Source organism: Streptomyces sp. SAI-135, assembly GCF_029893805.1.
Lineage (GTDB): Bacteria > Actinomycetota > Actinomycetes > Streptomycetales > Streptomycetaceae > Streptomyces.
In genome coordinates this window covers 3,498,148-3,521,732 of sequence record NZ_JARXYP010000002.1, presented here as the reverse complement: position 1 = coordinate 3,521,732, position 23,585 = coordinate 3,498,148, and the positions used below count along the sequence as shown (strand labels likewise).

The 23,585-nt window shown below is 70.9% G+C and carries 17 protein-coding genes and 1 pseudogene; 12 read left to right on the top strand and 6 right to left on the bottom strand.

Annotated features, from left to right (window positions below):
* The first annotated feature begins 172 nt into the window (after positions 1-172).
* On the top strand, positions 173-1,462 hold the full coding sequence (locus M2163_RS20305; protein ID WP_280851386.1) for a citrate synthase: 1,290 nt from the start codon (positions 173-175) through the stop codon (positions 1,460-1,462).
* A 631-nt stretch (positions 1,463-2,093) separates the two neighbouring features.
* On the opposite strand, the gene M2163_RS20300 is transcribed toward M2163_RS20305, so the two are convergent.
* Positions 2,094-4,307 carry a heavy metal translocating P-type ATPase gene (locus tag M2163_RS20300; RefSeq protein ID WP_280894642.1) on the bottom strand — a complete coding sequence of 738 codons (2,214 nt, stop codon included), beginning with the start codon at positions 4,305-4,307 and terminating at the stop codon, positions 2,094-2,096.
* A gap of 78 nt (positions 4,308-4,385) precedes the next feature.
* Positions 4,386-4,625, bottom strand: a complete 240-nt coding sequence (locus tag M2163_RS20295) for a heavy-metal-associated domain-containing protein (protein WP_031037814.1) — start codon at positions 4,623-4,625, stop codon at positions 4,386-4,388.
* Between the two features lie 150 nt (positions 4,626-4,775).
* Here M2163_RS20295 and M2163_RS20290 point away from each other — a divergent pair, with 150 nt between their 5' ends.
* Positions 4,776-5,819, top strand: a complete 1,044-nt coding sequence (locus M2163_RS20290; protein ID WP_280851388.1) for a zinc-dependent alcohol dehydrogenase family protein — start codon at positions 4,776-4,778, stop codon at positions 5,817-5,819.
* On the opposite strand, the gene M2163_RS20285 is transcribed toward M2163_RS20290, so the two are convergent.
* From M2163_RS20285 to M2163_RS20275, 3 genes are all read right to left on the bottom strand, one after another.
* Positions 5,800-6,366, bottom strand: a complete 567-nt coding sequence (locus tag M2163_RS20285; RefSeq protein WP_280894641.1) for a GNAT family protein — start codon at positions 6,364-6,366, stop codon at positions 5,800-5,802. The two genes, M2163_RS20290 and M2163_RS20285, sit on opposite strands and share 20 nt — an antisense overlap.
* A 21-nt stretch (positions 6,367-6,387) precedes the next feature.
* On the bottom strand, positions 6,388-6,588 hold the full coding sequence (locus tag M2163_RS20280; RefSeq protein WP_031037805.1) for a MerR family transcriptional regulator: 201 nt from the start codon (positions 6,586-6,588) through the stop codon (positions 6,388-6,390).
* A 296-nt stretch (positions 6,589-6,884) separates the two neighbouring features.
* On the bottom strand, positions 6,885-7,802 hold the full coding sequence (locus tag M2163_RS20275; protein ID WP_280894640.1) for a sugar phosphate isomerase/epimerase: 918 nt from the start codon (positions 7,800-7,802) through the stop codon (positions 6,885-6,887).
* A 131-nt stretch (positions 7,803-7,933) separates the two neighbouring features.
* Here M2163_RS20275 and iolC point away from each other — a divergent pair, with 131 nt between their 5' ends.
* The 10 genes and pseudogenes from iolC to M2163_RS20225 all read left to right on the top strand — a co-directional run bounded on the left by iolC (position 7,934) and on the right by M2163_RS20225 (position 22,925).
* Positions 7,934-8,884, top strand: coding sequence for a 5-dehydro-2-deoxygluconokinase (iolC, locus tag M2163_RS20270; protein ID WP_280894639.1), 951 nt, complete (start codon positions 7,934-7,936; stop codon positions 8,882-8,884).
* Entirely contained in the window at positions 8,881-9,762 is an 882-nt protein-coding gene (locus M2163_RS20265) for a deoxyribose-phosphate aldolase (protein ID WP_280851392.1), read from the top strand. Before iolC ends, M2163_RS20265 begins: the two co-directional genes overlap by 4 nt.
* 10 nt (positions 9,763-9,772) lie before the next feature.
* Positions 9,773-10,588 carry a 5-deoxy-glucuronate isomerase gene (iolB, locus tag M2163_RS20260; protein WP_280894638.1) on the top strand — a complete coding sequence of 272 codons (816 nt, stop codon included), beginning with the start codon at positions 9,773-9,775 and terminating at the stop codon, positions 10,586-10,588.
* Positions 10,585-12,462 carry a 3D-(3,5/4)-trihydroxycyclohexane-1,2-dione acylhydrolase (decyclizing) gene (iolD, locus tag M2163_RS20255; protein WP_280851394.1) on the top strand — a complete coding sequence of 626 codons (1,878 nt, stop codon included), beginning with the start codon at positions 10,585-10,587 and terminating at the stop codon, positions 12,460-12,462. The genes iolB and iolD overlap by 4 nt, the downstream gene beginning before the upstream one ends.
* A gap of 16 nt (positions 12,463-12,478) precedes the next feature.
* On the top strand, positions 12,479-13,981 hold the full coding sequence (gene mmsA, locus M2163_RS20250) for a CoA-acylating methylmalonate-semialdehyde dehydrogenase (RefSeq protein WP_280894637.1): 1,503 nt from the start codon (positions 12,479-12,481) through the stop codon (positions 13,979-13,981).
* Positions 13,982-14,178: 197 nt separating this feature from the next.
* Positions 14,179-15,570: an APC family permease gene (locus M2163_RS20245; RefSeq protein WP_280894636.1), complete on the top strand. Its 1,392-nt coding sequence runs from the start codon at positions 14,179-14,181 to the stop codon at positions 15,568-15,570.
* Between the two features lie 218 nt (positions 15,571-15,788).
* Complete coding sequence (locus M2163_RS20240) at positions 15,789-18,413, top strand: CocE/NonD family hydrolase (protein ID WP_280894635.1); 2,625 nt, start codon at positions 15,789-15,791, stop codon at positions 18,411-18,413.
* Positions 18,410-19,277, top strand: a pseudogene (locus M2163_RS20235) (ABC transporter permease). Before M2163_RS20240 ends, M2163_RS20235 begins: the two are co-directional and overlap by 4 nt.
* Positions 19,278-19,424: 147 nt before the next feature.
* Positions 19,425-20,942 (top strand): von Willebrand factor type A domain-containing protein, encoded by a 1,518-nt coding sequence (locus tag M2163_RS20230; RefSeq protein WP_280894634.1) that lies wholly within the window; start codon positions 19,425-19,427, stop codon positions 20,940-20,942.
* Between the two features lie 72 nt (positions 20,943-21,014).
* Positions 21,015-22,925, top strand: coding sequence for an AMP-dependent synthetase/ligase (locus tag M2163_RS20225; RefSeq protein ID WP_280894633.1), 1,911 nt, complete (start codon positions 21,015-21,017; stop codon positions 22,923-22,925).
* Positions 22,926-22,986: 61 nt separating this feature from the next.
* On the opposite strand, the gene M2163_RS20220 is transcribed toward M2163_RS20225, so the two are convergent.
* Positions 22,987-23,385: a rodlin gene (locus tag M2163_RS20220; protein ID WP_280851400.1), complete on the bottom strand. Its 399-nt coding sequence runs from the start codon at positions 23,383-23,385 to the stop codon at positions 22,987-22,989.
* Between the last annotated feature and the right edge of the window lie 200 nt (positions 23,386-23,585).

The window sequence follows — 23,585 nt, the reverse complement described above, 5'->3', positions numbered from 1 at the left end:
AGAGCTCTTCCGCAAGTGGGTGGGGAGGGGCAGGATGAGCAAGTTGGCGGCACTCAGTGCCGCTGATACGCCCAACGGCCGACCCCGAGTGCACTCTCCTGCGCCAAATGGGGGATGGTAGAGACAGTCAGGGCAACCTCGAAGAAGAGGCACAACGTCGGTGAGGGATGACGTGAGCGACAACTCTGTAGTAGTGCGGTACGGCGATGGCGAGTACACCTACCCGGTGATCGACAGCACCGTCGGCGACAAGGGCTTCGACATCGGGAAGCTCCGCGCCCAGACCGGTCTGGTCACCCTGGACAGCGGCTACGGCAACACGGCCGCCTATAAATCCGCCATCACCTACCTCGACGGTGAGGCCGGCATCCTCCGGTACCGCGGCTACCCGATCGAGCAGCTGGCCGAGCGCTCCACGTTCCTGGAGGTCGCCTACCTCCTGATCAACGGTGAGCTTCCGACCGTCGACGAGCTCTCGGTGTTCAAGAACGACATCACGCAGCACACCCTGCTGCACGAGGATGTCAAGAACTTCTACCGTGGCTTCCCGCGCGACGCCCACCCGATGGCCATGCTGTCCTCGGTCGTCTCCGCGCTGTCCACCTTCTACCAGGACAGCCACAACCCCTTCGACGAGAAGCAGCGCAACCTCTCGACGATCCGCCTGCTCGCCAAGCTCCCGACGATCGCGGCGTACGCGTACAAGAAGTCGATCGGCCACCCGTTCGTCTACCCGCGCAACGACCTCGGTTACGTCGAGAACTTCCTGCGCATGACCTTCTCGGTCCCCGCGCAGGAGTACGACCTGGACCCGGTCGTGGTGGCGGCCCTGGACAAGCTGCTCATCCTGCACGCCGACCACGAGCAGAACTGTTCGACCTCCACGGTCCGCCTCGTCGGCTCGTCCCAGGCGAACATGTTCGCGTCGATCTCCGCCGGCATCAACGCCCTGTGGGGTCCGCTGCACGGCGGTGCCAACCAGTCCGTGCTGGAGATGCTGGAGGGCATCCAGACCTCCGGCGGTGACGTCGACTCCTTCATCCGCAAGGTGAAGAACAAGGAGGACGGCGTCCGCCTGATGGGCTTCGGCCACCGGGTCTACAAGAACTTCGACCCGCGCGCGAAGATCATCAAGGCCGCCGCGCACGACGTCCTCTCGGCCCTCGGCAAGTCCGACGAGCTGCTGGACATCGCGCTCAAGCTGGAGGAGCACGCGCTCTCCGACGACTACTTCGTCTCGCGCAGCCTCTACCCGAACGTCGACTTCTACACGGGCCTGATCTACCGGGCCATGGGCTTCCCGACCGAGATGTTCACGGTCCTGTTCGCCCTCGGCCGCCTCCCGGGCTGGATCGCCCAGTGGCACGAGATGATCAAGGAGCCGGGCTCCCGCATCGGCCGCCCGCGCCAGATCTACACGGGCATCGTCGAGCGCGACTTCATCCCGGTCGAACAGCGCTGACAAACGCCGGTGCCGGGGCTGACCTGCTTTTTCAGGGGCGCGGGGAACTGCGCGACCAGCCCCCACCGGCCCGCGGCCGATGACGAACCGTAGTTCCGGCTGAATCCGCGAAGCGAAAGGCGCCCTGGCGACGGTCCCCCCACGGGCCGGCGTCCAGGGCGCCTTCCCATGTCCCGGTGCGGATTCCCCCCACGGGATCCGGCCGGGCGTCTGAGAGACCAGCGCCTGAATTCGCTGTCTTTCCGGTACTGCCGTTTGAGCAGAACGAGCAGATTTCGCCGTACTACTCCTGTGTGCGGTCTGCCGGGACAACGCACGGTCGGGAGGGCCGCTCAAAGCTTCCCTATGTGCGTGGCCCCGGCAACGCAGCTCCGAGGAAGTCCCCCAAGACATCCTCAGACGTCAGTCAACGCCCCCCAAGACGCTGCCTGACATCGCCAACTTAGACCTTCGAACCCCTTCGATGGTTACGTTCGCATCACTGTGATCTGCGTCTCTTGCATATGTCCGTTAGCTACGCAAGAGCCCGGATACGGTGAACGGGACCCCAGCGTAAGGACGATGCGCGAGTCTTGTGAAGAGCTTATGTGAGCGTGGCTCCGGACTCCAGAGGGGGTCCGTCAAAGGATCCTCAACGGAAGGCCCGCAGCCGCAGGCTGTTGGTCACCACGAACACCGAGGAGAACGCCATCGCCGCCCCGGCGATCATCGGGTTCAGCAGTCCGGCCGCGGCCAGCGGCAGCGCGGCCACGTTGTACCCGAAGGCCCACACGAGATTGCCCTTGATCGTGGACAGGGTGCGCCGGGAGAGCCGGATCGCGTCCGCGGCCACCCGCAGGTCCCCGCGCACCAGCGTCAGATCCCCGGCCTCGATCGCCGCGTCGGTCCCGGTGCCCATCGCGAGCCCCAGGTCGGCGGCGGCGAGCGCGGCCGCGTCGTTGACCCCGTCGCCGACCATCGCGACGACCCGTCCCTCGCCCTGGAGCCGGCGTACCGCGGCGACCTTGTCCTCGGGCAGCACCTCGGCGATCACCTCGTCGATCCCGACCGCCCGGGCCACCGCCTCGGCCACCGTCCGGTTGTCCCCGGTCAGCAGCACCGGCGTCAGCCCCAGCTCCCGCAGTGACCGCACCGCCTCGGCGCTGGTCTCCTTGACCGCGTCGGCGACGGCCAGGACCCCGCGCGCCACACCGTCCCACCCGACCACGACAGCCGTACGGCCGTCCCGCTCGGCCGCCTCCTTCGCCCGGGCCAGTTCGGCGGGCAGTACGTCGAACAGGCGCCCCACGGCCACCTCGCGGCCCTCGACGAGGCCGCGTACGCCCCTGCCGGGGACGTTCTCGAACCGCTCGGCCTCCGGGAGCGGCCCGACGCGCTCCTCGGCGCCCTCGGCCACCGCCCGGGCCACGGGATGCTCGGAGGCGTGCTCCAGGGCGCCCGCGAGCCGCAGCACCTGCTTCTCGTCGGCGTCCTGGACGACGTGGATCTCCTGAAGCGTCATGCGGCCGGTGGTGACTGTGCCGGTCTTGTCCAGGACGACGGTGTCGACGCGCCGCGTGGACTCCAGGACCTCCGGCCCCTTGATGAGGATGCCGAGCTGGGCGCCGCGCCCGGTGCCGACCATGAGCGCGGTCGGGGTGGCCAGGCCCAGCGCGCAGGGACAGGCGATGATCAGCACGGCGACGGCCGCGGTGAACGCGGCCACGGTGTCCCCGGTGGCGCCGAGCCAGACCCCGAAGGTGGCCGTCGCGACGAGGAGGACGGCGGGCACGAAGACGGCGGAGACCCGGTCGGCCAGCCGCTGCACCTCCGCCTTGCCGTTCTGCGCGTCCTCCACCAGCTTCGCCATCCGCGCGAGCTGTGTGTCGGCACCGACCCGGGTCGCCGTCACCACGAGCCGCCCGCCGGCGTTGACGGTCGCGCCGGTGACGACGTCCCCGACGCCGACGTCCACCGGTACCGACTCGCCGGTCAGCATGGAGGCGTCCACGGCCGAGGTGCCCTCGACGACGGTGCCGTCGGTCGCGATCTTCTCGCCGGGCCGGACGACGAACGTGTCCCCGACGGCCAGCCGCTCCGCCGGGACGCGCACCTCCCGCCCGTCCCGCAGCACGGAGACGTCCTTGGCGCCCAGCTCCATCAGGGCCCGCAGAGCGGCTCCCGCGTGGCGTTTGGCGCGGGCCTCCAGATAGCGCCCGAGCAGGATGAAGGCGGTGACTCCCGCGGCCACCTCCAGATAGATCGTCGAGGCACCGTCCATGCCGCCCGCGGTGAGCTCGAACCGCTCGCGCATGCCCGGCATCCCCGCGTCACCGAAGAACAGGGCCCACAGCGACCAGCCGAAGGCGGCGAGGGTCCCGACCGAGACGAGGGTGTCCATGGTGGCCGCGCCGTGCCGGGTGTTGGTCCAGGCGGCCCGGTGGAAGGGCCAGGCGCCCCAGACGACGACGGGTGAGGCGAGGGTCAGCGCGAGCCACTGCCAGTTGTCGAACTGGAGGGCGGGGACCATGGAGAGCGCGATGACGGGGACGGCGAGCGCGACGGAGACGAGGAGCCGCTGCCGCAGGCCGGTGAGCTCGGGGTCCGTGTCCTCGGGCTCCGGTGCGGCGGGCGCCGGCTCCTGGGCCGTGTAGCCGGTCTTCACGACGGTCGCGATCAGGTCGGCGACCTCGACCCCCGCGGGGTAGACGACTTTGGCCTTCTCGGTCGCGTAGTTGACCGTGGCGCTGACGCCGTCCATCCGGTTGAGCTTCTTCTCGACCCGGGCGGCACAGGAGGCGCAGGTCATCCCGCCGATGACCAGCATGACCTCGGACACGGGCGCTATCGGGGCCGTGGTGGACATGTTCCCTACTCCAGAAAACGGTTCAGCCGCGGCAGGGCATCGGTCGCCGACGCCCTGCCGCGGCACTCCTTCGGCCGCTCAGGCCTTGCCGACGAGCTCGAAACCGGCCTCGTCGACGGCGGCCCGCACGGCTTCCTCGTCCAGCGGTTCCGCCGACACGACCGTCACCTCGCCGGTGGAGGCGACCGCCTTCACCGAGCTGACCCCCGCGATCTCGGAGATCTCGCCGGAAACGGAACCCTCGCAGTGCCCGCAGCTCATCCCGCTCACCTTGTAGACGGCGGTGACGGAACCCGGGGTGTCGGTCTGGGCGGTCATGTCGTTCTCCTCGTGGAGGCGTGTGGGGTTACTGCATCACAGCCTATACCCCTAGGGGGTATTTCTCCAAGAGTCGTGGGCCGGGTCACGGCGGCGGGTCGGTGACCAGTCACGATGGACCGGCAGACGGAACCGGCGAGGGAGACATGGATGCGAGCGGTTGTCTTCGAACACTACGGCGAACCCGCACAGGTGCGAGAGGTGCCCGACCCCCGCCCGGCGGACCATGGAGCCGTCGTCCGGGTGGAGGCCACGGGCCTGTGCAGGAGCGACTGGCACGGCTGGCAGGGCCACGACCCGGACATCACCCTCCCGCACGTGCCGGGCCACGAACTCGCGGGCGTGGTGGAGGAGGTCGGCCCCGGTGTGCGCGACTGGCACCCCGGCGACCGGGTCACCGTCCCCTTCGTCTGCGCCTGCGGCACCTGCGCGTCCTGCGCGGCCGGCGACCACCAGATCTGCGAGCGCCAGACGCAGCCCGGCTTCACCCACTGGGGCTCGTTCGCCCGGTACGTGGCGCTGGACCACGCCGACGTGAACCTCGTGTCCGTCCCGCCGGACATGTCCTTCGCCACGGCCGCCTCCCTGGGCTGCCGTTTCGCCACGGCGTTCAGGGCGGTCGTACAGCAGGGGCGGGCCGCCGCGGGGGAGTGGGTCGCGGTGCACGGGTGCGGCGGGGTGGGACTGTCCGCGGTGATGATCGCGGCGGCCTCGGGGGCCCGCGTGGTCGCCGTGGACGTGTCCGCCCGGGCCCTGGCCCTGGCGCGGGAGTTCGGCGCGGCGGAGTGCGTGGACGCGGCCGGCACACCGGACACCGCGGCGGCGATCCGTGAGCTGACCGGCGGCGGGGCCCATGTGTCCCTGGACGCCCTGGGCTCCCCGGCCACCTGCGCGGCCTCGGTCGGCTCCCTGCGCCGTCGCGGCCGGCACGTCCAGGTCGGCCTGCTGCCCTCGCCGGACGGGACGACCCCGGTCCCCATGGCCCGCGCGATCGCCCTGGAGCTCGAACTCCTCGGCAGCCACGGCATGGCCGCCCACACCTACCCGCCGATGCTGGAACTGGTCGGGGCGGGCGTGCTGCGACCGGATCTGCTGGTCACCTCCACGATCGCGCTGGACGCGGTCCCGGCCGCCCTCGCGGCGATGGGCACGGCCCCCGGGGCGGGGGTGACGGTCATCGAGCCGTGGAGGTGAGGGCGGCCCACTCGCGGTCGAGGAGGCCCATCACCACCCAGTCCACCCAGGCGCCGTCGCGCAGGTCGGCCTCCCGCCGCACCCCCTCGACCCTGAACCCGGCCTTCTCGTAGACCCGCAGGGCGCGGGCGTTGTGGCCGTAGACCTCCAGCTCGATGCGGTGCAGGCCGAGCCGCTCGAACCCGTGGCCGACGACGAGACGGGTGGCCTCGCTGCCGAGCCCGCGGCCACGGCCCCGGGGGCCGATGAGCGTGCGGAACGTGCAGCTGCGCGCCTGGGCGTCCCACTCGTGGAGGACGACCTCCCCGACCAGCTCGCCGGTGGCGCGGTCGGTGACGGCGAGGTCGAGACGGTCGGGCTGCGCGGACCGGGATCCGTACCAGGACCGCAGCCGCTCCAGGGTGAGCTCGCCGGAGGGGGTTCCGGTGAAGCGGACGACCTCGGGGTCCTGGACGATCTCCGCCATGACCTCGGCGTCCGCCTCGGTGAACGGTCGCAGTACGGTCCTGTCGCCGGCCAGCACGGGTTTGACGGAGAAGTCGCTCATGGCCCGACTGTGTCAGACGGGCTAGTCCTCTCTCCGCCCCCGGTTCCCCGGCCGGGAGGCGACCCACGCGCGCACGGTGTCGGCGTACCAGAAGGGTTTGCCGCTCTCGACGTGGTCGGGCGGCGGCAGCAGCCCGTGTTTGCGGTACGACCGCACGGTGTCCGGCTGCACACGGATGTGCGCCGCGATCTCCTTGTACGACCAGAGCCTTCGGTCGGTCATGTGGTCCAACCTCCTCGCGCGCACCGCGGCGGCGGCCGGGATGGGCCGTCGGGGGTACCGGGCGCTGCGCTGGCGATCACAAAGCCTGCGCTCGGTGAACGACCCCGGGTGACCGACGGTCAGGGCCTGTGCGCCGGGTGTGACGGACAGCCCGCGTACACGCGACATGTGTGACACGGAAGAGGACTTTGTGACAGACGTGACGCAAAGGCGCACGCGGGCGCATGGGCGCGGCGCGTTGACACCGGGGGCCACCGGCCTCCGCGGCCGGCCCCCACGCGCCCGCGGACGAACGACTACGCCCCGCAGGACCGCAGGAACGCCCGAGTCCGCCGGGCGATCGGCAGCGGCTTGTCCGGCTCGCACGGGTACATGTCCTGCTCGACGATCGCGAACAGGTCCACGTCCAGCTTCTGCGCCGCCTCCAGCACCGGACCGAGCTCCGGCACCCCGGACGGCGGCTCGCACATCACGCCCTGCGCCACGGCGGGCCCGAACGGCGTCCCCTTGGCCCGCACGTCCGCCAGGATCTCCGGGTCCACCTGCTTGAGGTGCAGGTACCCGATCCGCGACCCGTACGTCTCGATCAGCTTGACGCTGTCGCCGCCGCAGTACGCGTAGTGCCCGGTGTCCAGGCACAGCGACACCAGGGAGGAGTCGGTCGCGTCCAGGAAGCGGACCACGTTCTCCTCGCTGTCGATGTGGGTGTCGGCATGCGGGTGGACGACGATCTGCAGGCCGTACTCGTCGCGCACCCGCTGTCCCAGCCGCTCGGTCAGCGAGCTGAGGTTGCGCCACTGCTCGGGCGTGAGCGTGTCGGACTCCAGCACCTCACCCGTCTTGTCGTCCCGCCAGAACGACGGGATCACGACCAGGTGCCTGGCCCCCATCGCCTGGGCGAGCACCGCGTTGTCCGCGACATGCGCCCAGGTCTTGTCCCACACGGCCTCGCCGTGGTGCAGGCCGGTGAAGACGGTCCCGGCCGACACCTTCAGGCCACGCCGGGTGACCTCCTCGGTGAGGACCGCGGGATCGGTCGGCAGGTACCCGTACGGCCCCAGCTCGATCCATTCGTAGCCGGAGTCCGCGACCTCGTCGAGGAAGCGCTGCCAGGGGACCTGCTGGGGGTCGTCGGGGAACCACACGCCCCAGGAGTCCGGAGCCGAGCCGATCCGGATGCGGGACAGTGAGGGCTGAGGTGCGGGCGCTGTCATGCCGGTCAGCTTCGGTTCACGCAGCAAGCGCTGTCAAGGTCTCGTCCGAATGTCTGGACAAAACATTGACAGGGCTCCTCGTCCAGGGCTACAAACGCCGGGAGAGCCGACGCAGGTACGAAGGGAAGCCGATGGCGTACGACCTGATCACCATGGGGCGGATCGGTGTGGACCTGTATCCACTCCAGACCGGTGTCCCGCTGCCGCAGGTGACGTCCTTCGGCAAGTTCCTCGGGGGGTCGGCGACGAACGTCGCGGTCGCCGCCGCCCGTCTGGGACGACGGACCGCGGTGATCACCCGCACCGGCGACGACCCGTTCGGCACCTATCTGCACGAGGCCCTCCAGGGCTTCGGCGTCGACGACCGCTGGGTCACCCCGGTCGCGGGCCTGCCGACCCCCGTCACCTTCTGCGAGGTCTTCCCGCCGGACGACTTCCCGCTGTACTTCTACCGGCAGCCCAAGGCCCCGGACCTGGAGATCGACGCCCACGAGCTGGACCTCGACGCGATCCGCGAGGCGAGCGTCTTCTGGGTCACCGGCACCGGCCTGAGCGAGGAGCCCAGCCGTACGGCGACGCTGGCGGCCCTCGCCCACCGGGCCAAGGCGGGCACCACCGTCTTCGACCTGGACTGGCGTCCGATGTTCTGGAAGGACCCCGAGTCCGCCCGCCCCTTCTACGAGGAGGCCCTGCGCCACTCCACCGTCGCCGTCGGCAACCTCGACGAGGTCGAGGTCGCGACCGGGGTGCGCGAGCCCCGCGAGGCGGCCCGGGCGCTGCTGGACGCCGGTGTCGAACTCGCGGTCGTCAAACAGGGCCCCAAGGGAGTCCTCGCGGTCGACGGCAAGGGCAACGAAGCGGAAGTACCGCCCCTGCCCGTGAACGTCCTCAACGGCCTCGGCGCCGGTGACGCCTTCGGCGGCTCCCTCGTCCACGGCCTGCTCGCCGGCTGGGACCTGGAGAAGATCATGCGGCACGCCAACGCGGCCGGCGCCATCGTCGCCTCCCGGCTGGAGTGCAGCTCGGCGATGCCGACCACCGACGAGATCGAGAGCGCGGTCGCGGCGGGAGCGGTCAAGTGAGCGTCGACATCACCGAACTCGTACGGCTGCGCGCCGAACGCCCCGAGGCGATCGCCGAGGCGGCGGCCCGCCGTACCCGCAGGCCGCTGCTGAACGACAGCGGCCGCCTGATGATCGTCGCCGCCGACCACCCCGCCCGGGGCGCGCTCGGTGTCGGCGGCAACCGCATGGCCATGGCCAACCGCGCCGACCTGCTGGAGCGCCTGGTCCTCGCGCTGTCCCGCCCCGGCGTGGACGGCGTCCTCGCGACCGCCGACATCCTGGACGACCTGCTCCTCCTCGGCGCCCTGGACGGCAAGGTCGTCATGGGCTCCATGAACCGCGGCGGCCTCCAGGGCGCCAGCTTCGAGCTCGACGACCGCTTCACCGGCCACCGCCCCGAGGACATCGAGCGGCTCGGCTTCGACGCGGGCAAGCTGCTCCTGCGCATCGACTACGCCGACCCGGGCTCCCTGACCACCATGGAGTCCACCGCCCGTGCCATCGACGACATGGCCGCGCGCCGGCTCCCCGTCTTCGTCGAACCGTTCATCAGCGGCCGCACCACCGAGGGCAAGGTCAGGAACGACCTGTCCGCCGAGGCCGTCACCAAGTCCATCGCCATCGCCTCCGGGCTGGGCGGCAGCTCGGCCTACACCTGGCTCAAGGTCCCGGTCTGCGACAACCCCGACGACATGGGCGAGGTCATGGCCGCCTCGACCCTGCCCGCCGTGCTGCTGGGCGGCGAGGTCGGCGACGACCAGGACGGCGCGTACGAGAAGTGGCGCGGTGCCCTGCAACTGCCCACCGTGCGCGGCCTGGTGGTCGGCCGCTCGCTGCTGTACCCGGCGGACGGAGACGTGGCCGCCGCCGTGGACACCGCCGTAGGACTGCTGTGAGGGCCGCCGCATGACACACAACGAGCTCTACGTCCCCAAGGGCGCCTCGACCAACGCCCGGTACACCGTGGACATCGACCCCAAGCGGGCCGGCTGGACCCACAGCAGCCTGCGGATCGTCGAGCTGGCACCGGGTGGCACGCACACCTTCACCTCCGGTGACAGCGAGTGGATCGTGCTTCCGCTGGAAGGCGGCTGTACCGTCCGCACAGGTACCGAAGAGTTCCAACTCCTGGGCCGGGAAAGCGTGTTCGCCGGAGTCTCGGACTTCGCGTACGTGCCCCGGGACGCCCAGGCATCGATCGCCTCCGGCGCGGGAGGCCGCTTCGCCCTGGCAGGAGCGAAGTGCGAGCGACGACTCCCCGCCCGCTACGGCCCCGCGCCGGAGGTCCCCGTCGAACAGCGCGGCAGCGGCACGCAGTTGCGGCACGTGCGCAACTTCGCCTCCGCCGACGCCTTCGACTGCGACAAGCTCATCGCCGTCGAGGTCGTCACCCCCGGCGGCAACTGGTCCTCCTACCCCCCGCACAAGCACGACGAGCACCGGCCGGGCGTGGAAGCCGAGTTGGAGGAGATCTACTACTTCGAGATCGACGGCCCGAACGGTTTCGGCTATCAGCGCGTATCTCCCTCCCGTGAGGGCGGATCCGACGTCCTCGCCGAGGTCCGCTCCGGCGACGCCGTCCTCGTCCCCGACGGATGGCACGGCCCGTCCATCGCCCAGCCCGGCCACGACATGTACTACCTGAACGTCATGGCGGGGCCGGGCGAGACGCGGGAATGGCGGATCTGCTTCCACCCGGACCACACGGAGGGGTACCGATGACCACCCGCCTGACCGTCGCACAAGCGCTGGTCCGCTTCCTGGCCGCCCAGTACACCGAACGCGACGGCGTACGGCAGCGGTTGATCTCCGCGACCTGGGGCATCTTCGGCCACGGAAATGTCGCCGGGCTCGGCCAGGCCCTGGTCGAGTACGGCGACGACATGCCCTTCCACCAGGGCCGCAACGAGCAGTCCATGGTGCACGCGGCCGTCGGTTACGCGCGTCAGTCGGGCCGTCTCTCGACGCACGCGGTGACGACCTCGATCGGCCCGGGCGCCACCAACCTGGTGACCGGTGCCGCCCTCGCCACGATCAACCACCTCCCGGTCCTGCTCCTGCCCGGCGACATCTTCGCCACCCGCGTGGCCGACCCGGTCCTCCAGCAGCTGGAGGTCCCGTACGCCGGTGACCTCTCGGTCAACGACTGTCTGCGCCCGGTGTCGAAGTACTTCGACCGCGTCACCCGGCCCGAGGCCCTGATCCCGGCCGCCCTCCAGGCGATGCGCGTTCTCACCGACCCGGTCGAGACCGGCGCCGTGACGCTCGCGCTGCCCCAGGACGTCCAGGCCGAGGCCCACGACTGGCCGGACGAGTTCTTCGCCGAGCGCACCTGGACCGTACGGCGCCCGGGCGCCGACCCCACCGAACTCGCCGAGGCCATCAGCGTGATCAGGTCGGCTCAGCGGCCCCTGGTCATCGCCGGCGGCGGAGTCCACCACAGCCGCGCCGAGGAGGCCCTCGCCGAGTTCGCGAGCGCCACCGGCATCCCGGTCGCCTCCACCCAGGCCGGCAAGGGCTCCCTGCGCCACGACCACCCCCAGGACGTCGGCGGCGTCGGCCACACCGGCACCGCCACCGCCAACGAACTGGCCCGCCAGGCCGACCTGGTGATCGGCGTCGGCACCCGGTACACCGACTTCACCACGGCCTCCGGCACCCTCTTCGCGGGCGACGGCGTCCGCTTCCTCAACCTCAACATCGCGCCCTACGACGGCCACAAGCTGGCCGGCATGCCCCTGGTCGCGGACGCCCGCAGCGGCCTGACGGAGCTCACCGAGGCACTCCAGCTGCACGCCCACCGCGTCACGAGCGTGTACGCCGACGAGTACACCCTGGACAAGGAGCGCTGGGAGCAGCGCGTCGACGCCTGCTACGAGGCCGAGGAACCCGACATCAGGCCCACCCAGCCGCAGGTCCTCGGCGCCCTGGACGCCCTCGTCGACGAGTCGGACGTGATCATCAACGCGGCCGGCTCCCTCCCCGGCGACCTGCACAAACTGTGGCGCGCCCGGTCGAGGGACCAGTACCACCTGGAGTACGGCTACTCCTGCATGGGCTACGAGATCCCGGCCGCCATCGGTGTGAAGATGGCCGCTCCCGACCGCAACGTCTGGGCGCTGGTCGGCGACGGCACCTACCTGATGATGCCGACGGAGATCGTCACGGCCGTGCAGGAGGGCATCGCGATCAAGCTGCTCCTCGTCCAGAACCACGGCTACGCCTCCATCGGCGGCCTGTCCGAGACGGTCGGCGGCGAGCGCTTCGGCACGGCCTACCGCTACCAGTCCGACGACGGCACCTACACGGGCGCCCCGCTGCCCGTGGACCTGGCCGCCAACGCGGCCAGCCTCGGTATGCGCGTGCTGCGGGCGAAGACCGTACGAGACCTCCGCGCCGCACTCGAACAGGCGCGGGCCGCCGACACTCCCACATGTGTCTACGTCGAGACCGAAACGGCAGACACAGTGTCGGGCGCGCCTCCGGCGCAGGCCTGGTGGGATGTTCCTGTGGCCGAGACCGCGACGCGCGCGTCCGCGGTGAAGGCCCGCGAGCTGTACGAACGGCACGTCTCAACCCGACGCCGCCATCTCTGAAAGGGAGTACTCGGTCATGACGAAGATCGTCAACCACTGGATCGGCGGCAAGACCGTCGAAGGCGCGTCGGGGAACTACGGGCCGGTCACCGACCCCGCGACCGGCGCGGTCACCACCAACGTGGCGTTCGCCTCCGTCGAGGAGGTCGACGCCGCCGTAGCCGCCGCCAAGGACGCGTTCCAGACCTGGGGCACCTCCTCGCTCGCCAAGCGCACCACCATCCTGTTCCGCTTCCGGGCCCTGCTGGAGGCGAACCGGGACGCGATCGCCGAGCTGATCACCGCCGAGCACGGCAAGGTGCACTCCGACGCGCTCGGCGAGGTCGCGCGCGGTCTGGAGATCGTGGACCTGGCGTGCGGGATCACCGTGCAGCTCAAGGGCGAGCTGTCCACCGAGGTCGCCAGCCGCGTGGACGTGGCGTCCATCCGCCAGCCGCTCGGTGTCGTCGCGGGCATCACGCCGTTCAACTTCCCGGCCATGGTGCCGATGTGGATGTTCCCGATCGCCATCGCGACCGGCAACACCTTCGTGCTCAAGCCGTCCGAGAAGGACCCGTCGGCCTCCATCAAGATCGCCGAGCTGCTCGCCGAGGCCGGTCTGCCCGACGGCGTCTTCAACGTCGTCCAGGGCGACAAGGTGGCCGTCGACCGCCTCCTGGAGCACCCGGACGTCAAGGCGGTCTCCTTCGTCGGCTCGACCCCGATCGCCCGCTACATCCACACCACCGCCTCCGCCAACGGCAAGCGCGTGCAGGCCCTGGGCGGCGCCAAGAACCACATGCTGGTCCTTCCGGACGCCGACCTGGACGCGGCCGCCGACGCCGCCGTCTCCGCCGCCTACGGCTCGGCCGGCGAGCGCTGCATGGCGATCTCCGCGGTCGTGGCCGTCGGTGCGATCGGCGACGAGCTGGTCGAGAAGATCCGCGAGCGCGCCGAGAAGATCAAGATCGGTCCGGGCAACGACCCGACCTCCGAGATGGGCCCGCTGATCACCAAGGTCCACCGCGACAAGGTCGCCTCCTACGTCGAGGGCGCCGCCGCCGAGGGCTGCGAGGTCGTCCTGGACGGCACAGGCCACACCGTGGAGGGCTTCGAGGACGGCCACTGGATCGGCATCTCGCTCCTCGACAAGGTCCCCACCACCGCCAAGGCGTACCAGGACGAGATCTTCGGCCCGGTCCTGACCGTGCTGCGCGTCGACACCTACGAGGAGGGCCTGGCGCTCATCAACGCCTCGCCCTTCGGCAACGGCACCGCCATCTTCACCCGGGACGGCGGCGCCGCCCGCCGCTTCCAGCTGGAGGTCGAGGCCGGCATGGTCGGCGTGAACGTCCCGATGCCGGTCCCGGTCGGCTACCACTCCTTCGGTGGCTGGAAGGACTCGCTCTTCGGCGACCACCACATCTACGGCAACGACGGCACGCACTTCTACACCCGCGGCAAGGTCGTCACCACCCGCTGGCCCGACCCGGCCGACGCCCCGGCGGGCGTGGACCTGGGCTTCCCGCGCAACCACTGAGCACCCCGACGGGGCCGTCCGCATGGCGGACGGCCCCGTTTTTTTGTGTCCGTGCGCTGCGGTTCCCGTACTCCCCAAATCGCGGATTTCTTCACGGCGAACTGTTGAATCCGCCATCCCGACCGGTTCTTCACTGCGGATTTCGCAGCAAGTCATCTATTGACGGGTCGGTTTTCGTCGGGGTTGCATGCAGCACCATGACCGACACCCTCCGCCCTGCCGACAACGCCGTCCCAGAGGCGCTGGAGCACGGCCACGCCAAGCTCAACCGTTCCATCGGCGTGGTCGGCGGCACCCTCCTGACGCTGTCCTGCGTGACCCCGGCCTCCACGCTCTTCGTGGTCGTCCCCGACCTCTTCGGATCGCTCGGCACCGCCACCGCCCTGACCATCGCCATCGGCTCCCTGCTCTGCATCGCCGTGGCCTTCTGCTACTCGGAGCTGGGCACCCTCATCCCCAGCGCGGGCGGCGAGTACGCGATGGTCTCGACGCTGGCGGGACGACTCGCGGGCTGGCTCGTCTTCGTCCTCTCCCTCCTGGTCGTCATGATCGTCCCGCCGGTGATCGCGATGGGCACGGCGGACTACCTGGCCCCCGTGATCCACCTGGACCCCTCCCTGGCGGGCGCCGGCGTCATGCTCCTGGCCACCCTCGCCGGCCTCCTCGACCTGCGCGCCAACGCGTGGATCACGGGCATCTTCCTCGTCCTGGAGGTGATCGCGGCCGCGGTCGTGGCGCTCCTGGGCTTCACCCACGCCCAACGCGGACCGAGCAGCCTGGTGTCGATGCAGGTGGCGGGCGCGAACGGCGGCACGGACACGGTGACGGCCATGCTGGTGATCTCCGGCCTCGCGATCGCCCTCTTCGTCACCCAGGGCTTCTCGACGGCCGTCTACCTCTCCGAGGAACTGGAGAACCCCCGCCGCAACGTGGCCCGCACGGTCCTGGCCACCCTCGCCATCTCCACCGTGATCATCCTGGTCCCGGTGGCCGCGATCACCATGGGCGCCTCCGACCTGACCGCACTGACCGGCGGCGACATCAGCACCATGGTCACCGCCTGGTCCAACTCCGCGGTCGGCACCTTCGTCAGCCTGTGCGTCGCCCTCGCGATCATCAACGCCGGCATCGTCATGGTCATCCAGAACTCCCGGGTCCTGTTCGCCTCGGCACGGGACAAGGCCTGGCCGGCCCCGGTCAACACGGTCTTCTCCAAGCTCGGCCGCTTCGGCAGCCCCTGGGTCGCCACCCTCGCGGTCGGCATCCCGGGCGCGGCCCTGTGCTTCGTGAACCTGGACACGCTGTACGGCGTCACGGGCGTCTCGGTGACGGGCATGTACCTGCTGGTGGCGATCGCGGCCCTTCTCTCCCGCCGCACCCACCACAAGCACACCCCGGCCTGGCGCATGCCCCTCTGGCCGGCAGTGCCGATCCTCCTGATAGCGGTACTGGCCTACATCCTGACCCAGCAGGAGACGCAGTACCTGCTGTGGACGGGCGGAATCACAGCAGCGGCGACCCTGTACTGGGCGCTGTACCTCCACCCCCGAAGGGAAACAAGGTGGCTCGTATCGATTCCGAGCGAGTAGCCCCACCCAGGGGCGCGGGCTGTATCGATGTGCGGCTCCGCCGCGTGGGCGCGACCGGCCACGACGAAACCCGCACCCGGCATCCGAACGGCTGAGACCGAGCTCGTAGCCGTACCGCACCCGCTGTACACGACGAACCCCCATCCACCCCCAGGATGGCCCGCAGTTCAGCCCTCAGTCGATAAGTGACCGACAGCTTCACCCCGTACCGTTGACGCATGGATCTTCGACGCCTCCGGAGGCCGCGGTGGGTCGCCGCCGCGGCCTCCGTCGTCGTGCTCGCCGCCGCCGGGACCTGGACGGCCGCCGCCTCCGACGACCCACCCCCGGTGCACCGCGCGGACCAGATCATGGCGATCGACGGCGTCCGCATCGACACCTCGTACTTCACGACGAACGGCGCCGACCGGCGCCCCGCGGTCCTCCTCGGCCACGGCTTCGGCGGCAGCAAGGCCGACGTACGGGAACAGGCCGAGGACCTCGCGAGAGACGGCTACGCGGTCCTGACCTGGTCGGCGAGAGGCTTCGGCAGGTCGACGGGCAAGGTCGGCCTCAACGACCCCGATGCCGAGGTCAAGGACGTCAGCAAGCTGATCGACTGGCTGGCGAGGCAGCCCCAGGTCCAGCTCGACAAGCCCGGCGACCCCAGGGTCGGCATGGCGGGCGCGAGCTACGGCGGCGCGATCTCCCTCCTCGCCGCCGGTCACGACCGGCGCGTGGACGCGATCGCCCCGTCGATCACGTACTGGAACCTCTCGGACGCCCTCTTCCCGAACGGCGTCTTCAAGAAGCTGTGGGCCGGCATCTTCGTCAACTCCGCGGGCGGCTGCGAGAAGTTCGAGCCGCAGATCTGCGCGATGTACCAGCGGGTCGCCCAGTCCGGCGTCCCGGACGCACAGGCCGTGAAGATGCTGGAGGAGCGCTCCCCCTCGGCCGTCGCCCAGGACATCGAGGTCCCCACCCTCCTCGTCCAGGGCCAGACGGACTCCCTGTTCCCCCTCGGCCAGGCCGACCAGGCAGCGAAGGCGATCCGCGCCAACGGCGCCCCCGTGGACGTCGACTGGATCGCGGGCGGCCATGACGGCGGCGACCTGGAGACGAGCCGGGTCCGGGCCCGCGTGGCCGACTGGTTCGACCGCTACCTCAAGGACGAGAAGTCCGCCGACACCGGCCCCGCCTTCCGCGTCACCCGCACCCTCGGCACCGACACCGGTGACGGCGAGACCCGCCTGACCGGTGTCACCGCCGACACCTACCCCGGCCTGGAGGGCGACGACCACAGGATCGCCCTGACCGGCCGCGCACAGGACTTCACCAACCCGGCCGGCGCCAGCCCGCCCGCCGTCTCGGCCCTCCCCGGCCTCGGCGCCGGCGGCCTCTCCCAGCTCTCCTCCCTCGGCGTCGGCGTCTCCCTCGACTTCCCGGGCCAGTACGCCGCCTTCGAGTCGGCCCCGGTCGAGGACGACCTCCGCATCACCGGCTCGCCCACGGTCACCGTCCACGTGCGGTCGACGACCGACGACGCCGTCCTCTTCGCCAAGCTGTACGACGTGGGCGGGAGGGATCAGCAGACGCTGCCCTCCCAACTCGTCGAGCCGATCAGGGTCGAGGGCGCGAAGGCCGGCAAGGACGTCACGATCACCCTCCCGGCGATCGACCACGAGATCGACGACGGCCACCGCCTGCGCCTGGTCCTCGCCTCCACCGACCTCGGCTACGCCTCCCCGACCACGCCGGCGACGTACACCGTCTCCCTGAAGGGCGACCTGAACGTCCCCGAGCCCCTCGGCGAGAAGAACACCCAGGCTCCCCTGCCCGCCTGGGTGTGGTGGCTGCCGCTGGCCGGCGCGGTGCTCGCCCTGGTCCTCGTGGTGACGGGCCGCCGCCGTACGACCGCCCCCGCGGCCCCCGAACCGGAGCTGACCGAAGTCCCCCTGCAGATAACCGACCTGAGCAAGCGGTACGCCAGGTCGGCGGACCGGTACGCGGTCCGCGACCTGTCCTTCCGCGTCGAGAAGGGCCAGGTCCTCGGCCTGCTCGGCCCGAACGGCGCGGGCAAGACGACCACCCTGCGCATGCTGATGGGCCTGATCAGGCCGGACGGCGGCGAGGTCCGCGTCTTCGGCCACGCCATCGCGCCCGGCGCCCCGGTGCTCTCCCGTGTCGGTGCCTTCGTCGAGGGCGCGGGCTTCCTCCCGCACCTGTCGGGCCGGGAGAACCTGGAGCTGTACTGGCAGGCCACCGGCCGGCCGCCCGAGGACGCCCACATGGAAGAGGCGCTGGAGATCGCCGGACTCGGCGACGCGCTGTCCCGCGCGGTCCGCACCTACTCCCAGGGCATGCGCCAGCGCCTGGCCATCGCCCAGGCCATGCTGGGCCTGCCGGACCTGCTCATCCTCGACGAACCCACCAACGGCCTCGACCCGCCGCAGATCCGCGAGATGCGCGAGGTGATGATCCGCTACGCGGCGGCCGGACGCACGGTCATCGTCTCCAGCCACCTCCTGTCGGAGGTCGAGCAGTCCTGCACCCACCTCGTGGTCATGGACCACGGCAAGCTGGTCCAGGCGGGCCCGGTCGGCGAGATCGTCGGCTCCGGCGACACCCTCCTGGTCGGCACGGCCGTACCGGTCGAGGAGCCCGTGGCCGAGAAGGTGGCGGCCCTGCCGGGCGTGGCCTCGGCGGTCACCACCGACGACGGCCTCCTCGTACGCCTCGACGCGGACGGCAGCGCGGCCCGCCTGGTCGCCGAACTCGTCCGGCTGGAGGTCCCCGTGGAGTCGGTGGGCCCCCACCGCCGCCTGGAGGACGCCTTCCTCACCCTGATCGGAGACTCCGCATGAGCAGCACGCTGACCGAGCGCGCGGAGGTCGCCGACGGCTACCGCGCGGGCCGTACGCTGCCGGTCCGGGTGGAGCTGGTACGGCAGTTGAAGCGCCGCCGCACCCTCGTCATGTTCGGCATCCTGGTCGCCCTGCCCTTCGTCCTGCTGATCGCCTTCCAGGTGGGCGGCGGGCCGGGCTCGGGCAACACCCGCGTCAACCTGATGGACACGGCGACGGTGTCCGGGGCGAACTTCGCCGCGGTGAACCTCTTCGCGAGCGCGGGCTTCCTGCTGGTCGTGCCGGTCGCGCTGTTCTGCGGGGACACGGTCGCCTCGGAGGCGAGCTGGTCCTCCCCTGCGCTATCTGCTCGCGGCCCCCGTGCCGAGGGCCCGCCTGCTGTGGTCCAAGCTCGTCGTCGGCCTGCTGCTCAGTCTGGCCGCGATGCTCCTGCTCCCGCTGGTCGCCCTCGCGGTCGGCACGGCCGCCTACGGCTGGGGCCCGCTCCAGCTCCCCACCGGCGGCGCGCTGGAGGCGGGCACCGCGGCCCAGCGCCTGCTGATCACGGTGGCGTACATCTTCGTCTCCCAGCTCGTCACCGCCGCCCTCGCGTTCTGGCTCTCCACCCGCACCGACGCCCCGCTCGGCGCGGTCGGCGGCGCGGTCGGCCTGACCATCGTCGGCAATGTGCTGGACCAGGTGACGGCCCTCGGCGACTGGCGGGACTTCCTCCCCTCGCACTGGCAGTACGCCTGGCTGGACGCCGTACAGCCGAAGCTGCAGTGGTCCGACATGATCCAGGGCACCTCCCTGTCGATAACGCTCGCCCTGGTGCTGTTCGCCCTGGCCTTCCGGGGTTTCGCCCGCAAGGACGTGGTCTCCTAGGTCAACGGAAGATCTCCCACCGGTCTCGACAGGCCGTCTTCGTGCCCCCTTCGATACCCATCCGCAACGCCCCGTGGCGCACGTTCCGGACCCACGGCCCGTCACAGTCGCAGAAGCCGACGTCAACAGGCCCAGGGGGTACGGACGATGGAGCGACAGCGGACACGACGGGTGATGCTCGCCCTCACACTGGCGGGCGGCCTGCTGCTCACCGGTTGCGGCGGCAGCGACGACACGGGCGACAGCAGCGCGGAAGGGGCGAAGGGCGGCTCGTACGACTCGGGCTTCCCGGCCCCGGACCGGCCCGAGGGCGAACAGAACTCCGACGGGTCCCGCGGCGACCACGTCACCCCGTCCCCCGACCACCTCTCCACCTTCGCCCTCGACGTCGACACCGCCTCCTACGGCTACGCCCGCCGCACCCTCGCCGAGGGCCGCCGCCCCGACCCCTCGACCATCCGCCCCGAGGAGTTCGTCAACAGCTTCCGCCAGGACTACGACCGCCCCGACGGCAACGGCTTCACGGTCACCGTCGACGGCGCCCGCACCGACCGGGACGGCTGGTCCCTGGTCCGGGTGGGCCTGGCCACGAGGAGCGCCGCCGAGGAGTCGGAGCGCCCGCCGGCCGCCCTCACCTTCGTCATCGACATCTCCGGCTCCATGGCCGAACCCGGCCGCCTGGACCTCGCCCAGCGGTCCCTCGACACCATGACGGAACGGCTGCGCGACGACGACTCGGTCGCCCTCGTCACCTTCAGCGACCGGGCCGAGACGGTCCTGCCCATGACCCGCCTCGGCGACCACCGCGACCGCGTCCACGAGGCGATCGACAGCCTGGAGCCGACGTACTCCACGAACCTCGGCGCGGGAGTCGAGACCGGCTACGAGACCGCGGTGGCGGGCCTGCGCGAGGGCGCCACCAACCGGGTCGTCCTCGTCTCCGACGCCCTCGCCAACGACGGCGAGACCGACCCCGACGCCATCCTCGACCGCATCGACGGCGCCCGCCGCGAGCACGGCATCACCCTCTTCGGCATCGGCGTCGGCAGCGACTACGGCGACGCCCTCATGGAACGCCTCGCCGACAAGGGCGACGGCCACACCGTCTACGTCTCCGGCGACGACGCCGAGAAGGTCTTCTGCGAACAGCTCCCGCGGAACATCGACCTGACCGCCCGCGACGCCAAGGCCCAGGTCGCCTTCGACCCGGAGACCGTCGCCTCCTTCCGCCTCGTCGGCTACGACAACCGCCGCGTCGCCGACGACGACTTCCGCGACGACCGCGTGGACGGCGGCGAGGTCGGCCCCGGCCACACCGTCACCGCGCTCTACGCGGTCCGCACCAGGCCCGGCGCCGACGGCCGGCTCGCCACGGCCACCGTCCGCTGGCAGGACCCGAGGACCCGGGCCCCGCACGAGAAGTCGGCCCAGCTGGAGACCTTCGACGACTCGCTGCGGGACGCGAACCCCCGCTTCCAGGTCGACGCGGTGGCCGCCTACTTCGCCGACGCCCTGCGGGACGGTTACGCGGAGGACCGGCTGCCGGGACGCCCCTCGATGCGCGAACTGGCCGACTGGGCGGACGACTTGGGGGACCGCACCGAGGACACCGCGGTACGGCAGCTCGCCGACACCATCCGCCGGGCCCGGCACCTCGCGGACTGACGCCGGACCCATTGACCTTTTCTTACTTGAGAGTAAGTTAGCGGCCCAGTCGGAGCCGACCGGGGAGCCACCATGGGCGTACGCAAAGACCTGAAGAGGGCGAAACACCTGGCGGGCCGGACCAGGGTCGAGATCGTCAAGGACGAGAACGGCGTCGTACGGGAGGCCCGCACACCGACCCTCGCCCCGCCCCCGACCACGGGCAGCATCGCCGACCTCCCCTACACCAACGCGGCCGAGGCCCCCGACACGGTGGTCCTGCACCGCCGGGACGGGACGGACTGGCGTCCGGTCACCGCCCGGCAGTTCGCCGACGAGGTCACCGCCGTGGCCAAGGGGCTGATCGCCGAGGGGCTCGAACCGGGCGGCCGGGTCGCGGTGATGTCCCGCACCCGCTACGAGTGGACCGTCCTGGACTTCGCCGTCTGGGCGGCCGGCGGCCAGACGGTCCCCGTCTACGCCACCTCCTCGGCCCAGCAGGTGGAGTGGATCGTCCGGGACTCCGGGGCGCGCCACTTCTTCGTGGAGACCGACGACAACCTGAGGACCGCGACCGCCGCCGACCACCCCTCGCCCGACCTGGTGCGGTACTTCCAGATCGACAGCCACGACCTGGCCGCCCTCAGGGCCAAGGGGCTCGACGTCCCCGACGAGGAGGTCACCAAGCGCCGCTCGGCCCTGACCCCCGACACCATCGCCACGATCTGCTACACCTCCGGCACCACCGGCCGCCCCAAGGGCTGCGTCCTCACCCACGCCAACCTGCACGCCGAGGCCGCCAACACCGTCGAACTGCTCCACCCCATCTTCAAGGAGGTCACCGACCAGACCGCCTCCACCCTGCTCTTCCTCCCGCTCGCCCACATCATGGGCCGCACCCTCCAGATCGCGTGTCTGATGGCCCGCATCGAGATCGGCCACTGCCCGAGCATCAAGCCCGACGAACTGCGGCCCGCGCTCAAGGAGTTCCGCCCGACCTTCCTGGTCGGCGTGCCGTACCTCTTCGAGAAGATCCACGCCACCGGCCGCGCCACCGCCGAGAAGATGGGCCGCGCCGCCTCCTTCGACCGGGCCCACCGCATCGGCGTCCGCTTCGGCGAGGCGTACCTGGACAAGTTCCTCGGCCGCGGCAAGGGGCCGGGCCCCGGCCTCTACGCCGCCTGGGGCCTGTACGACCTGCTGGTCTACCGCCGTATCCGCAAGGAGCTCGGCGGCCGCATGCGCTACGCCATCAGCGGCGGCTCACCCCTGGACCGCGAACTCAACCTGTTCTTCTCCGCCGCCGGGATCATCATCTACGAGGGCTACGGCCTCACCGAGACCAGCGCCGCCGCCACCATCGTCCCGCCCCTGGCCCCTCGCCCCGGCACGGTCGGGCAGCCCGTTCCCGGCACCGCGATCCGCATCGCCGAGGACGGCGAGGTCCTGGTCAAGGGCGGGGTCGTCTTCGGTGCCTACTGGAACAACCCCGAGGCCACCGACGCCGTCCTGAAGGACGAGTGGTTCGCCACCGGCGACCTCGGCGCCCTCGACGAGGACGGCTACCTCACCATCACCGGCCGCAAGAAGGACCTCCTCGTCACCTCCGGCGGCAAGAACGTCTCCCCGGCCGTCCTGGAGGACCGCCTGCGCAGCCAGGCCCCCGTCGGCCAGTGCCTGGTCGTCGGCGACAACCGCCCCTTCGTCGCCGCCCTGATCACCCTCGACCCGGAGGCGATGGCCCACTGGCTGTCGGTGCGCGGGCTGCCCGCCGACACCCCGCACTCGGAGCTCGTCGAGGACGAACGGCTGCGCGCCGACATCCAAAGGGCCGTCGACCACGCCAACGCGGCCGTCTCCCGCGCCGAGTCGATCCGCGCCTTCCGGCTGGTCGAGGGGGAGTTCACCGAGGACAACGGCATGCTCACGCCGTCCCTGAAGCTCAAGCGGCACGTGGTGACGACGGCCTACGCGCAGGAGATCGAGGCGCTGTACCGGCGCTGACACGCCGAAGGGGCCGCCGAGATGCTCGGCGGCCCCTTCGGCCTCGACCGGGAGACCGGGATCAGCGACCCGACTCCTCGGCGGTGGACAGGATCGACACGTCCTCCAGCAGGTGGGCGAGCGCGCCGTCCCGCTTGGCCTGGGTCGAGTTCTCGGCACACTGCTGGGTCTGCTGGTCCGACAGGATCGGCACGTCCTGGACGTTGACGACCTGGAGCACACCGATGGGCAGGTCGCTGACGGCGATGCAGGGCTTGTTGAAGGACCCCTGGATCAGCGCCATCTGCGGGCTCATGTTCCCGTGGGTGCTGGAGTTGCCGAAACTCTGCCACGAGCCGTTGCCGTTCGACGCGGTCGGCCCCTGGTCATTGCCGATCGCGAGGGCCTGCGGAGCCGCTGCGGCGGAGGCACCCATGGCGGACGCGGCGATCGCCGCGGTGGCAACAAACTTCTTGATCACTGGCCAGTCCTTTCTGAGGAAGCCCCGTGGACCGGAGCGTTCTGGCTAACTGCGCGCCCGCGACGAGGTTTCTCCCGTTCACTCCGACGGCCGATACCGGGAGGGGCCGAGAACCCCCTGGGAACCCGGTGCCGGCCGGGCCTCAGGTGACACCGATAGGGCCAATGGAGTGAACGCCCGCAACCATTCCTCACGTGCCG

Excerpts from the sequence above, each read along its gene's own strand:
- M2163_RS20300 (WP_280894642.1), bottom strand. The coding sequence starts at position 4,307 with ATGTCCACCACGGCCCCGATAGCGCCCGTGTCCGAGGTCATGCTGGTC.
- M2163_RS20295 (WP_031037814.1), bottom strand. The coding sequence starts at position 4,625 with ATGACCGCCCAGACCGACACCCCGGGTTCCGTCACCGCCGTCTACAAG.
- M2163_RS20290 (WP_280851388.1), top strand. The coding sequence starts at position 4,776 with ATGCGAGCGGTTGTCTTCGAACACTACGGCGAACCCGCACAGGTGCGA.
- M2163_RS20285 (WP_280894641.1), bottom strand. The coding sequence starts at position 6,366 with ATGAGCGACTTCTCCGTCAAACCCGTGCTGGCCGGCGACAGGACCGTA.
- M2163_RS20280 (WP_031037805.1), bottom strand. The coding sequence starts at position 6,588 with ATGACCGACCGAAGGCTCTGGTCGTACAAGGAGATCGCGGCGCACATC.
- M2163_RS20275 (WP_280894640.1), bottom strand. The coding sequence starts at position 7,802 with ATGACAGCGCCCGCACCTCAGCCCTCACTGTCCCGCATCCGGATCGGC.
- iolC (WP_280894639.1), top strand. The coding sequence starts at position 7,934 with ATGGCGTACGACCTGATCACCATGGGGCGGATCGGTGTGGACCTGTAT.
- iolB (WP_280894638.1), top strand. The coding sequence starts at position 9,773 with ATGACACACAACGAGCTCTACGTCCCCAAGGGCGCCTCGACCAACGCC.
- iolD (WP_280851394.1), top strand. The coding sequence starts at position 10,585 with ATGACCACCCGCCTGACCGTCGCACAAGCGCTGGTCCGCTTCCTGGCC.
- mmsA (WP_280894637.1), top strand. The coding sequence starts at position 12,479 with ATGACGAAGATCGTCAACCACTGGATCGGCGGCAAGACCGTCGAAGGC.
- M2163_RS20245 (WP_280894636.1), top strand. The coding sequence starts at position 14,179 with ATGACCGACACCCTCCGCCCTGCCGACAACGCCGTCCCAGAGGCGCTG.
- M2163_RS20240 (WP_280894635.1), top strand. The coding sequence starts at position 15,789 with ATGGATCTTCGACGCCTCCGGAGGCCGCGGTGGGTCGCCGCCGCGGCC.
- M2163_RS20230 (WP_280894634.1), top strand. The coding sequence starts at position 19,425 with ATGGAGCGACAGCGGACACGACGGGTGATGCTCGCCCTCACACTGGCG.
- M2163_RS20225 (WP_280894633.1), top strand. The coding sequence starts at position 21,015 with ATGGGCGTACGCAAAGACCTGAAGAGGGCGAAACACCTGGCGGGCCGG.